Here is a 12,818-nt window from a genome sequence, read left to right on the forward strand (position 1 = left end):
TTTAGTACAGCCAAAAATAAGCTATTCCCAAAGTAAAGAAAGTCAGCGGCAGCCCGAACCGCAAATGTTCTTTAAAAGTCAGCCGATCGCCTGATTTCCCTGCAACTTCAGCTACAATTAAATTAGCCACAGAACCCAACAAAGTTAAATTACCCGCTAGAGTAGAACCCGCTGCCAACAACAGCCAAGCTTGTGTATCTGTTTTGACAATCACCGATTGCAGAACTAACACTGCCGGTACGTTAGAAATTAAGTTAGAAAGAATTACTGTTACTCCCAACAAACTCAGCGGCGTACCAGTCAAATTAGTTAAATTGTCCAACAAACCCAGTTGTTGAGTTGCTTTAGTCACTACAAACAATCCCGCAAACATCACTAGCAAATTCCAGTCAACGCCTTGCAAAATGCGATCGGACTTGACGCGCCTAGTAATTAACAATATACTGGCAGCTATCCAGGCAGATTCTGCCAAAGGTGCACCCGCTAAAAAAGCTACTAACAGTCCTGCTGTCACCCACAAACTTTTTGCTAGTAAAGGCTTGAACAATCGATAGCGGACTTGGGGAACCTCCGGCCAAGATTTACAAGAACGCACTTCTGGATAAAGCAACCACAGCCAAGCTACTTGAATCAGCAAACAAATTAAAGCTACTGGTGCGAGAGACCGGGCAAATTCCAAATAACTAATTCCCGAAAAAGCACCGACGAGAATATTTTGCGGATTCCCACTCACAGTCGCCACCGAACCTAAATTAGTTCCTCCGGCTAAAGCCAAAAGATAAGGGATAGGATTGAGAGACAAAGAGCGAGTCAGACTCAGTGTTAAAGGGGCCAGCAAAATAGCAGTAGTGTCGTTGAGAAAAAATGCCGATAGAATGCCGCTGCCAAAAGTAACTGCCACCATAATGCCGAAAGGAGAACGAGTAAAGCGAGTTAAAAACTCCAAAGCGAGTTGAAAAAAACCCGATGCTCCCAAAGCCGAATTAACGACCATCATTCCCAGCAAAAAAACGATCGTACCTGGGTCGATCGCCTCCCAAGCAGTTTTGAGATCCAGTATCCCCAAAGCCACCGCAAAAGCTGACCCGACAATTGCAACTGCCGCCCGGTTCATCCGCAGCCCCGGCAAATATCCCAAACCGAATCCCAAGTAGGTCAGTCCCAATACTAGGTATTTGAGTGTTATCATATATACTTAAAACCATTGATTGCCGATTTTTTCCATTGTCTGGGATGCTAAAAGTACAGACCGGGTAATTGCAGCTAAACCTGCTGGCATTGCAACTAGCGGGAAATATCGTCGGCAGACGGTCTACCAACTACAAACAAACAAAGTGGTTGCATTGGGAAGTGAAAACCAGCGCGCTGGACAAGTTGTAAGTTTATTACAACTTGTAACTTTTTTCACACAACAGGTTTAATTTAGTTTCACAAGAAAGTTAAATTCCAGAAAGTAAAATTAATTACAGTCGAGTTAAGCTAAAAGTGTTTGCTAAAAAAAGTAATTCAAGCAACCCAGAAACCAACAATTCTCACTTAACCGACACGGAGGGCGAGCTCGCGGCAGCAAAACTTTCGTGCAGCAAACAAGTCGAACAGGATTGGTATTTAACTCTCTACGACAATTTTCCTGGCATTTACTTCGTCCTAGACGCTTTGGGAAGAATTTTTTCGCTCAATCAATTCGGCGAGTCTCGCCTCGTATACAAATCGCAGGAATTAATTTGTCATTCAATTTTTAACATATTTTACTGCCAAGATCAAGGGAAAATGCAGGCAGAATTTGCCGGATTGGCCCAGCCGGAAAACGGTACGGCAACTCCAAAAGTTGCCTGTTGGGAAGGTTATTTGACTTGCAAAGACGGCAGGATTATCACGGTAAAAGCAACCGCGCGCGCAATGCCTGCGGTAGATTGGAAAATAGAGGAAAATACCAATGGTCGCTCAATTGCCAATTTCCAACTGCCGGCTGTACTGTTAGTTTGCGAAGAAATTAAGGCCGCTTCGCAGTCATCCACGCTATCGCTGCCGCCCAAACAGAGAGAAAATTGGCGCAGTCCAACTTTGGCGATCGCAAAATTAGCCAAAAGTCAACTTAAAGAACGCCACAATCTAGAAGGATTCATCCGCGAAGTAACAGAAACTGCTGTCAGTATTGTCAACTGCGATCGAGCCAGTATTTGGCTGTACGGCGAAGACAAAACGCAACTTCACTGCATCGACCTTTACGAACAAAATACTAAACTCCATTCCGTACAAATAATCATCACAGCCGCAGACTGTCCGGCATATTTTCAAGCTTTAAGCTCCGCAAGTGCGATCGCAACTGTGGCAGCAGAAAATGACCCGAGAACGCGAGAACTTGTCGGTCTTTATTTTGCCGATCGGGGCACGACTTCCCTGTTAAACGTACCGATTGTGCTGGCAGGTCAAAGGTTGGGAATAGTCAGCGCCGAACGCCACAGTTCTGACGGCGATTGGACGGAAGAAGAACACGAATTCACCCAAATATTAGCAGATTTTGTATCGTCAAGTTTGTCAGCTAGCGAAAGCTTGAAATTAGAAGCAATGCGACGCGAACAGCAGCAAAACTTGCTAACCCAATACTACGACCAACTAGAAGAAAGAGTAGAAAGACGCACTGCTGAACTAAAAAAAGCCAACCAAAAACTGCAACAAGAAATAATTAAAAGAAAACAAGCAGAAGCAGAACTGCGCCTGCAGCAACAAGAACAGCAAATTATTTTTGATTCCGTGCCGGCGATGATTTGGTACAAAGATACCGAAAGCCGCCTGCTGCGAATTAATCAAGCTGCCGCTGCATCGAGAGGTTTGCCCGCAGCTCAATTAGAAGGTAAATCTTTTTATGAAATATATCCAGATGAAGCAGAGCAATATTATTTAGAAGATTTGGAAGTAATCAATTCCGGCCTTCCCAAACAGGGTAAAGTCGAACTGCTGCCAACTGTCTCAGGTCAAAAATGCTGGGTGCGGACAGATAAAATACCTTACCGCGACGAAACAGGTAAAGTTGCTGGCGTGATCGTGTTTGCAGTAGATATTACTGATTTAATTAGAGTCGAAAAAGAACTGCGAGAATATCGCGATCGCCTCGCAGAAAAAGTCGATAAACGTACTGCTATGTACCGGCAAGCTATGGCCGCTTTGTACTCGGCAAATACGCAATTGCAACAGCTAATTAGCAACAGCTACTCCCGCCAAAATGGCAGGAACACAGTAGTACCGAGCTTGCTTGAATCCGAAGCTTATTTTGAAGCAGTTGCCGTGGCTGACCGCGACACAATTTTGAGCGTCAGCAGCAATTTTGCCGAGCTGTTCGGTTACGAACCTGCGGAAATGGCGGGAATGAGCTTGCTGGAACTACTGTCGCCGAAATCATACAAACAGGCGCCGCAAATGATTTCTGCAGCCAGCAATACAGTCTGTGAAACTATTTTTCTTAAGCGAGACGGAACTGCTTTTCCCGCTGACGTGCGCAGCAAATTCGTATTTTGGGAAGGTCGTTTAGTGCAGGTGAAAGCAGTGCGAAACCTCACGGAACCCAAATTAATCGCAGCAGAATTAGAGCGATCGCGCTCTTTGCTGCACGCTACCTTGGAAGCAACGGCAGACGGCATCCTCGCCGTTACTACCGCCGGAGAACTGATTAGTTTTAACGAAAAGTTAGTCCAAATGTGGGGAATTTATGAAGAAGTTAGAAACTCAATGGATAGAACGGTGCGGCTGACATTTCTCACCAAGCAAGTTAAAGATCCGATCGCTTTTTTGCAGAGAGTTAAAGAAATTTATAGCGATGCGGAGTCCAAAGGCTGCGATATTCTTGAATTTAAAGACGGCCGCACTTTTGAGCGCTACACGCAGCCGATTCGAGTCGGACAAAATATTATTGGCAGGGTGTGGCGCTTCCGCGATATTACCTCTCGCGCAAAGGTGACGGCAATGTTGGGAGATTCTCAAAGGCGCTTTCGGGCAATTTTTGATTCTTCTTTCCAATTTGTGAGCTTGTTAAAACCGGACGGCACTCTGCTGGAAGCTAACCAAACTTCTCTGGATTTCGCGGGAATTAAGCTGCGGGATGTGGCAAATAGACCGTTTTGGCTCTTGCCGTGGTGGGGAGATTCTGAGGAAGTTCGGGAACAGTTGCAAGATGCGATTTCTCGATCCGCAAAAGGTGAATTTGTTCGCTACGAAGTGGAAGTTCAAGGTGCAAATCGGACGGCAATTGTTGATTTTTCTCTCAAACCGGTCGCGGATGAAACTGGCAAAATAGTATTGCTGCTGCCGGAAGGTCGGGACATTACTAAAAGTAAGCAAGCCCAAGTAGCGCTGCGGCAACAAATAGAACGGGAACGCCTGATCGCACAGATTCAATCGCGCATCCGTTCTTCTCTGGATCTCCAAGATATTCTCAACACTACAGTAGCGGAAGTCCGGGAGTTTTTGGCAACCGATCGCGTCCTGGTTTTCCGCTTCCGACCCGACTGGAACGGAGATGTGGTGGTGGAGTCGGTTGGAGAAGGATGGATTCCACTGAAGGGGATGCCAATTGACGATTGCTGTTTTGCCAATACTTACATCGGACAGTATTTAAAGGGCCGCATTCGCGCCATAGAGGATGTTCATGCTTCTAATTTGAGCGAGTGTCACCTTAATTTTTTGGCGGCGTGTCAGGTGAAGGCAAATTTGGTAGTGCCGATTGTCCAGCAGGGAATGGAACCTAGGGAAGGTAATGGTTCTTGTCAAGTGCCGAAGTTGTGGGGTTTGCTGATTGCCCACCACTGTTCGGCACCCCGCCAGTGGCAGCAGTTTGACGTGGATTTGCTGAGTCAGTTGGGCACTCAAGTGGCGATCGCGATCGAACAATCTTTACTTTACCAGCAGTTAGCTGCTGCTAACCAGCGGTTGGACGGGTTGGCGAATTTGGACAGTCTGACTCAATTAGCTAACCGCCGCCGGTTTGACGAGGTGATCAACGGGGAATGGGAGCAGTCGAGCTCTTCGGAACCGCTATCTTTGATTATGTGCGACATTGACTGTTTTAAACTTTACAACGACAATTACGGCCACCAAGCCGGGGATGCTTGTTTGCAGCAAGTGGCGCGGGCGATCGGGGATGCTTGCACGAACGCACCTGCAGAACGCCTCTATTTCGCTGCTAGGTACGGCGGCGAGGAATTTGGGGTAATTTTGCCAAATACGGATATCGTGGCTGCACAGGCTGTTGCTGAGGGAATCCGCAGCCGCGTCAAAGCCTTGGCAATTCCCCACATCAAGTCTGTTGTCAGCGATTGTGTGACTCTCAGCTTGGGAGTTGCGGGCGTTTCGGAAAGTCAAAATTCCCCGAAAATGCTGATTGAAGCGGCGGATAAGGCACTTTATCGAGCTAAGTCTGGCGGGCGCGATCGAGTGGCGATCGCGATTAGTGAGTAGTCAGGTTATTTTAGATTTTAGATTTTAGATTTTAGATTGTAGATTTGGGAATTACTGATGAAGCTGCTGGTTTGGAGCTTGTCTACAGTTGCATTCTTTTTTGAAATTGGTATTACTAAAAAAACGATCGCCCTAACTGGCATAAAGTTAGTGCGATCGCGGTACTATGAATCAGCTATCTATTAATCAGATTCGGCGCGAAATTATTACGCATTTTCACAGCATTTTTTACAAAACTTCACTGGGAGTAGCGTACAAATATCCAGAAACCGCCTTTTTCTACCTGATATCTCTTTTTTTATTGAACCGCAGAGAACGCAGAGGGCACAGAGGAAGAGAATAGAGCAAGGAAGGAGTTCACAACTAATGAGGAATTCCTATAGCAATTCCTCCCTATTTAGCTAACAGTTTTTGAAACACCTCATACATATCCTCAGCCAACTTTTTAGGATTCCACAAAGGGGCGAGATGTTCTGGCTGCTTAGATTTTACTAAATGCTCTTTCACCGCATTTCTGAAACCCGCATCGCGGCCAAACTTAACTCCCCACTGCGTGTATTCCTCCCAACTCCACGCCGCACCAACATCAAGATTTGCACTTTTCAGAAAAGCATAACCCATCCGCGAAAGATATTGGTCGCCGGATCTAGTTACCACTGGCAAATTCGCCCACAAAGCCTCTAAATTGTGAGTTCCCCCGTTGTAAGGATAGGAATCTAAAAGCACGTCGGCTACATAATAAATAGCCCGGTGTTCTTCCTCACTTCTGGTTTGCCCTATAAACTTAATCCGAGCAAAATCTACTCCTTGAATGTCGCATTCTTCGCGGTAAGTGCTGTGAATAACATCGGGGTCGCCTTGACCTTTGCGGATTAATAAACTATCTGGTACTTCCTTAAGGATTTTAACTTGAGATCGTACCATTTCGGGATTCGTTTTTCTCCCTGGCGCAACGCACAGATAAGTCATTTGATCCAAGCCAATTCCGAGAGCATTTCTAATCGCCTCTCGATTCACAGGAATGCTTTGCAGTTCGCCAATTGCTACCGAACAAACAGGCAATCTCACTAACTGTTCTAAGTAATTTTTTTCAACACCAGGGGGGTGAGTGTGTTCGTCGCACAGAAAGTAGTGATTATCTGAAATGTATGGTGCGTCGAATCCTAGCCAAGAAACGCAAATTCCCGCAGGATATTGGTATAGGACTTCGACATTTGTTGGCACTGTCATCGAGTCTAAGTCTATCAAAACATCCAAGTTGTCTTGCGCTACTTCGGCGAAGATTTCGCCGCCATCAGCAAAGCCGTTTGGATATTTTTTAGGCCAGTAAAACTTGCCCGCCATTTCTTCAAACCGCTGCGTAACTTCATCTCGGTTGAGTTTCCCGGTGACGTAAAGGTGAACGTGGGGGGTAATGCGGCTTAATTCGCGGATTAAAGCTTCGCTGCACCAGCCTACCGAGTGGCGGCGGAAGTGTTTGGAAAGAAAGCCGATTTTTAAAGGCTGTTGTTTGATTTGGTAATTGGCTGGCTTGATTCTGTTAAGTTGCTGCCGCAGCGGGACGGCTTTTTTATAGTATTCTTTGGCAATTAGCCTGTAGAAACAGGCATTTTTTTCGCGGTTGTCTCGCAGGTGAGAAACTGCAAACAGGAAGATTTCGTAGAGCAGTTTTAGTTCGATTACGCTAAAGCTTTCCACCTTTTCGTAGCAGAGTTTTTCGATTTGTTCGAGTTTCTGAATAGCCTGTTTGCTGACACCGGATTGCAGGTAGGAAAAGACGTAGGCTGTAGCTGACATGACTGGGGCGACATCGCCGCAGTTTTCGCAGTATTTGTCGGCTACATTGCGGGCTCCGGCAAGGTTGGTGGAATGGCTTAGCAAGTCGCACAGTTGTTGGTGGGCTTCGCTGAATTTGGGGTTGCATTGGATCGCTTTTTCAAAATTGGCGATCGCCTCCAACGGCTTATCTTGTTTCTGAATGTGTCCCATCCGACAGTAAACCTCTGCCCAATCCGGTTTTAATGCCAAAGCTTGCTGATAGCTGGCTAAAGCTTCTTCCAGCCGCCCCTGCATGGAAAAACAACTGCCGAGGTTAGCGTGAACTTCCGGCCAATCGGGCTTGATTTTCAGAGTATTGCGGTAATTAGTAATTGCTTCGTCGTACTTGTTTTGCTGTAAAAAAGAGTTGGCTATATTGAAGTGCAAAACTTCTAATTGCGGCTTTAAAGCTACAGCTTTCTGATAGTAAGCGATGGCGGCGTCGAGATTGCCTTGTTGCGATCGCGCGCTGCCGATGTTACCGTAGGCTTCTGCCCAATCCGGTTTAATGGCGATCGCTCTTTCGTAGCTTTCGATGGCTTCCTCGCGCTTTCCTTCGCTGAAAAGTCGATTACCTAAGTTAAAGTGGAAGTCTGCGCCGACTAGCTGCGGGTTGAGTTCGGATGTTCTTTTAAAACAGGCGATCGCTGCTGCGATGTTGCCATGTTTCTGATATACTTTCCCTAAATTCCAGTGAGCTCCTGCTAAATCTGGACTGAGGGCAATGGCTTGCTGGTAATGGGCGATCGCTTCTTCCAAACGCCCCATTTTGAAATACATACTGCCGATATTGGCCCGCACTTCCGCAAAATTTGGCTGCAATTCTAGGGCTTGAGAATATGAACGAATGGCAGCTTCAATTTTGCCTACTGCTTGCAAAGCATTGCCTAAAGTGACGTAAGCGTGAATGAAATCTGGTCGGATTTTGATCGCTTGCTGGCACGCGGCGATCGCCTCTTTAATTTTACCTTCAACTAAAAACTGTTCTGCCAGTTTTTTGTACGGTTCTACTTCTTGAAAATTGGCAACTTGCCCGCTATCTGGAACATTGAGCGAGGTAACTTGTTCGGAAACTTCGGCGGGGTTTGTAAACGGAGTATTTAAAGTCTCAGTGGTTGGTGCTGGCGGCAAATTTATGCTCGAAGGCTGCAAGCCGTAGCCTTCATCTTTGTTGACAGATACTGGTTGCTGTTCCTCTGATTCTGTTTCTAATTCGATAAATTTGCTGTCGGTAGTTTGCCGCTGTTTTTGTGCGATTAAACTCGATAGTTTCTCAGCAGCGCTGGCATCTCCCGGTTGCAGTTGCAGCACTTTTTGATAGCAAGCAATTGCTGCATCTAACTTTCCTTGCTGCTGCCAAACGCTGCCCAGCATCAAATTAATCGAACACAATTTAGGATTAATGGCGAGAGCTTTTTGGTAATAATTTGCCGCCTGTTCCAATTGCCCTAACTTGTAATACATACTGCCGAGATTCGCGCTGGCTTCAGCAAATTCCGGCTGAATTTCTAAAGCTTGCAAGTAAGCTTGAATTGCCATTTCCAGCTTTTCTTGACTGTGCAGGGCATTGCCCATTGTCAAGTAAGCCGGAGCAAAATTTGGTTTGAATTTAAGAGCGAGATTGCAACAGGCGATCGCACTTTCAAATTCTCCTTGCAAAACATAAACTTCCGCCAACTTTTTGTGAGATTCGACATCTTCCCAGTTAAACTCTAAAGCTTTCTTGTAATCTGCGATCGCCTCATCAAGCCTGCCTGCATCTTTCAGCCGATTTCCCTTGACAAAATAAGCTTGAGCTGCTTCTAAATCCACCAACGAATCCGTTATCATTTGCTCTGCCATTCTTACAGGTTGTACAGTAATACTATTCAGCCATTCTACCCACTGTCGGGATCGCACAGACCAAGTACACCCTCGATTTATATATTCTACCTGCTGTCTCAGATGATTTTCAGCAGTTGCACCGCCCGCACCCGTGTCCTCATTTAAAACTCCGACTATCGCCTCTAAAAACCGCCTTGTATATCCCTCCCAATCTGGTTTACCAGCCCGCTTCCAATTAGTTATCGATGCAAAATTTTCCACCCCTGACATTGAAACTAGACGGGCAAATCCAGCAGTTGTTTCCGGCAAAGCTGCCAATTCACTCGTCACAATCCGGCAACCGCAGGCCATCGCCTCCATCACGGCAATAGATGAGGTTTCCAAATAGGTATTCGGGTAAGCTAAAACCGCGACTGAACGCAGTTGCCGGACGAGTTCGGGTTGCGGTACGGAACCGACGTACTCGACGCCTTCTGTTTCCTGACACTGGCGGTAAAGTTGACCGAAAAAAAGCTGGTTATCATTGTCGTCTATTTGGTGTACTTTCATGCTTGAAAATACTTTTAATCTGGTTCCGGGGACAGCTTGGCGAATTTCGGGAAAGACTTTTAACAAAATATCGAGTCCGCGAAATGGAGTGCTGGTGTAAGCTAGAATGGGGGGTCGAGATTTCTGAGATAGGATAGGAATATTATCGGCAAAAATGTTAGCAAAACAAGGTGCGATCGCATTTCTTAAAACATAACTGCGATTCGAGTCAATCCCAAAGCGCTGCTGAAATTGCTCGCGCTGCCAGTCGCTGACAAATACAAAGGCATCGCAAGCATTGATTTCTCGATCATTATTGAAATCTTGGAGGAATACAAAGCCCGGTTCGTTATGAATCCACAAAATTAACCGAGTGCGATGCCCCAAAAGCGGCTTGATTTCCAGCGCTTTGCCGACTACATTGACTATAACTAAAAAATCGAGCGATCGCAGCAATTCTAAATTAGATTTGTCCCCCACCCTGCGCCTACAATCAACGCCGCGCGACATCCCCGACTTGGAAGTATTGTTGAGCAAAAATACCTCGTTTCCCTGTGCTGCCAACGCCTCAGCTAAGTAACAAATAGCCGACTGAGTGCCGCCCAAAGGTTTGCAGTAAGGAGTTTCAATGTTGTAATCCCAAGTATAAGTATCGAGAAATCCGATTTTCATTGTGGCAATTATCCACCGATTTGTGAACTAGATTTTTTTTATTTAACCGCAGAGGACGCAGAGGGACCAGAGAAAAAAGAGAGAAGTTCCCACTTGAAATAATTTGCCAGTTCCCTCTCTTCTTCTTCTTCCTCTCTGCGTTCTCTGCGCCCTCTGCGGTTAAATAAATCCATAATAAATGGTATAATCTTAAAACTATTCAGGAGTACCCAACATGACCACAGAACAAGATCCCGTAAAATTGATGAAACAGCAAGTCGGCTTTGCTGCCGCCGATCGCGTAAAATCTGGTATGATTGTCGGACTCGGCACCGGTTCAACTACAGCTTATACTATTCAAGCATTGGGCGATCGCATAAAATCAGGTGAACTCAAAGATATCAAAGGAGTGCCGACATCTTTTCAATCAGAAGTGTTAGCCAAACAGTACGGAGTACCGCTGACAACACTAGATGAAATTGACAGAATTGATGTTGCTATTGACGGCGCTGATGAAGTAGATCCCCACCTCAACTTAATTAAAGGCGGTGGCGCAGCCCACACCCGCGAAAAAGTAGTCGATTACCTCGCAACTCAGTTTATTGTAGTAGTTGACGGTTCCAAAATCGTAGATAAATTGGGTTCGACTTTTCGCGTTCCCATCGAAGTTATACCGATGGCATTAACACCAGTGATGCGCGCCCTTGAAAAATTGGGTGGCAAACCCGAACTCCGCATGGGTGTGAAAAAAGCAGGCCCGGTAATTACCGATCAAGGTAATATGGTAATTGATGTCAAATTTGATGATATTGCCAACCCCGGAGAAATGGAAAAAAGCTTGAATAACATTCCCGGTGTGTTAGAAAATGGTTTGTTTGTAGACTGTACAGATTTGGTTTTAGTCGGCGAAATTCAAGACGGAAAACCAGTAGTACGGGAGATTTCTAAATAGTCAAGACTGGCCCGCTGGTGGTCAAAAACTATTTGTGGAACAGGCATCTTGCCTGTTCAATAGAACGCTGTAATATGGGAGTTACCACCCGCAAAAATACCAAAAACAAGGTTTCTTACCCTATAGCAACCGCCAAGACTATTAAGAATTTCTTAATCAGTGAAACCCTTGCAATTGTTAAATCTTCCTTCTTCCTGACATCCGTTACATCCGTTACATCCGTTACATAATCCGTTGCCGAACTTCCTTCTTCCTGACATCCGTTACATAATCCGTTGCCGAACTTCCTTCTGCTATAGCTTTGACTTTGATTATGATGATGCAATATCGCAGATTCGGTCGCACAGAATTATCCATGCCCGTCTTTTCCTGCGGTGGCATGAGATATCAGTATAAATGGCAAGACGTGCCAGCCAATGAAATTCCCCCAGACAATCAACAAAATCTAGAAGCGACGATTCGCTACTCGGTTGAATGCGGCATCAATCACATAGAAACTGCTCGCGGTTACGGCACTTCTGAGATGCAATTGGGTCTAATTTTCCCAAACTTTCCCCGCGAAAAGTTGATAGTGCAAACGAAAGTTAGCCCCAAACCGAACTCTCAAGACTTTCGCGAAGACTTTGATAAATCCTTAGCTTATTTGCAACTAGAATACGTCGATTTACTGTCGCTACACGGCATTAATACGTGGGAATTGCTAGAGGAGTCTATCCGTCCGGGCGGCTGCATGGATGTGGCGAGAAAGTTGCAAGCAGAAGGCAAGGTTAGGTTTATTGGTTTCTCAACTCACGGCCCGACGGATGTGATTGTCAAAACAATTGAAACTAATCAATTTGATTATCTTAACTTGCACTGGTACTACATCAATCAAATTAATTGGCCGGCTATTGAAGCTGCTAAACGTCACGATATGGGCGTTTTTATTATCAGTCCTTCCGACAAAGGCGGTCAACTTTACAGCCCGCCGCAAAAATTGGTAGACTTGTGCTATCCGCTGAGTCCGATGGTGTTTAACGATTTGTTTTGTTTGTCGCATCCGCAAGTACACACTTTGAGTTTGGGCGCAGCCAAACCTGAAGATTTCAACGAGCATCTGAAAGCTGTAGAATTGTTAGATAGAGCCGATGAAATTTTGCCTCCGATATTAGAAAAATTAGAAAAAGCAGCAATTGATAAATTAGGAGAAGAGTGGTTTAAGACTTGGCACGTCGGTTTACCAACTATCGAAAATACTCCCGGAGGTATTAATATTTATGTGATTCTGTGGCTGTGGAATTTGGCGCAGGCTTACGATACGATCGACTATTGCAAGATGCGCTACAACCTCTTAGGTAATGCGGGCCACTGGTTCCCGGGCCAAAAAGCCGATCGCCTCGATGAATTAGACTTGCGCCGCTGTCTAGCCCACAGTCCCCACGCTGCTAAAATTCCCGGTATTCTTCAAGCAGCCGATCGGCTTTTTGGAGGCGAAGCCATCCAGCGCTTGTCCCAAGAATAATCTAAAAAAAACCCGGTTTCTGTCTCGAAACCGGATTAGTGAACCGGAGCACGTGAGTTAGTTACGCGCACACAATTAGCCTATACTTGAGAA

The 12,818-nt window shown here is 45.6% G+C and carries 7 protein-coding genes; 4 read left to right on the top strand and 3 right to left on the bottom strand.

Annotated elements, in window-relative coordinates:
* Nucleotide 1: 1 nt before the first annotated feature.
* Complete coding sequence (locus QUA78_RS17450) at nucleotides 2-1,189, bottom strand: anion transporter (protein ID WP_333302047.1); 1,188 nt, start codon at nucleotides 1,187-1,189, stop codon at nucleotides 2-4.
* A 296-nt stretch (nucleotides 1,190-1,485) separates the two neighbouring features.
* Between QUA78_RS17450 and QUA78_RS17455 the strand changes: the two genes are divergently transcribed.
* Both QUA78_RS17455 and QUA78_RS17460 read left to right on the top strand, forming a co-directional pair.
* On the top strand, nucleotides 1,486-5,451 hold the full coding sequence (locus QUA78_RS17455; RefSeq protein ID WP_333302048.1) for a PAS domain S-box protein: 3,966 nt from the start codon (nucleotides 1,486-1,488) through the stop codon (nucleotides 5,449-5,451).
* Nucleotides 5,452-5,508: 57 nt separating this feature from the next.
* Nucleotides 5,509-5,637, top strand: coding sequence for a hypothetical protein (locus QUA78_RS17460; protein ID WP_333302049.1), 129 nt, complete (start codon nucleotides 5,509-5,511; stop codon nucleotides 5,635-5,637).
* Between the two features lie 207 nt (nucleotides 5,638-5,844).
* Here QUA78_RS17460 and QUA78_RS17465 read toward each other — a convergent pair whose 3' ends face one another.
* Entirely contained in the window at nucleotides 5,845-10,293 is a 4,449-nt protein-coding gene (locus QUA78_RS17465; protein ID WP_333302050.1) for a tetratricopeptide repeat protein, read from the bottom strand.
* 214 nt (nucleotides 10,294-10,507) lie between these two features.
* Here QUA78_RS17465 and rpiA point away from each other — a divergent pair, with 214 nt between their 5' ends.
* On the top strand, nucleotides 10,508-11,224 hold the full coding sequence (gene rpiA / locus QUA78_RS17470; RefSeq protein ID WP_333302051.1) for a ribose-5-phosphate isomerase RpiA: 717 nt from the start codon (nucleotides 10,508-10,510) through the stop codon (nucleotides 11,222-11,224).
* Between the two features lie 222 nt (nucleotides 11,225-11,446).
* Here rpiA and QUA78_RS17475 read toward each other — a convergent pair whose 3' ends face one another.
* On the bottom strand, nucleotides 11,447-11,581 hold the full coding sequence (locus QUA78_RS17475) for a hypothetical protein (protein WP_333302062.1): 135 nt from the start codon (nucleotides 11,579-11,581) through the stop codon (nucleotides 11,447-11,449).
* Between QUA78_RS17475 and QUA78_RS17480 the strand changes: the two genes are divergently transcribed.
* Complete coding sequence (locus QUA78_RS17480) at nucleotides 11,541-12,725, top strand: aldo/keto reductase (RefSeq protein ID WP_445302354.1); 1,185 nt, start codon at nucleotides 11,541-11,543, stop codon at nucleotides 12,723-12,725. The genes QUA78_RS17475 and QUA78_RS17480 overlap by 41 nt on opposite strands.
* The last annotated feature ends 93 nt before the right edge of the window (nucleotides 12,726-12,818 follow it).

It is taken from the genome of Microcoleus sp. K4-B3 (genome assembly GCF_036704615.1).
Lineage (GTDB): Bacteria > Cyanobacteriota > Cyanobacteriia > Cyanobacteriales > Microcoleaceae > Microcoleus.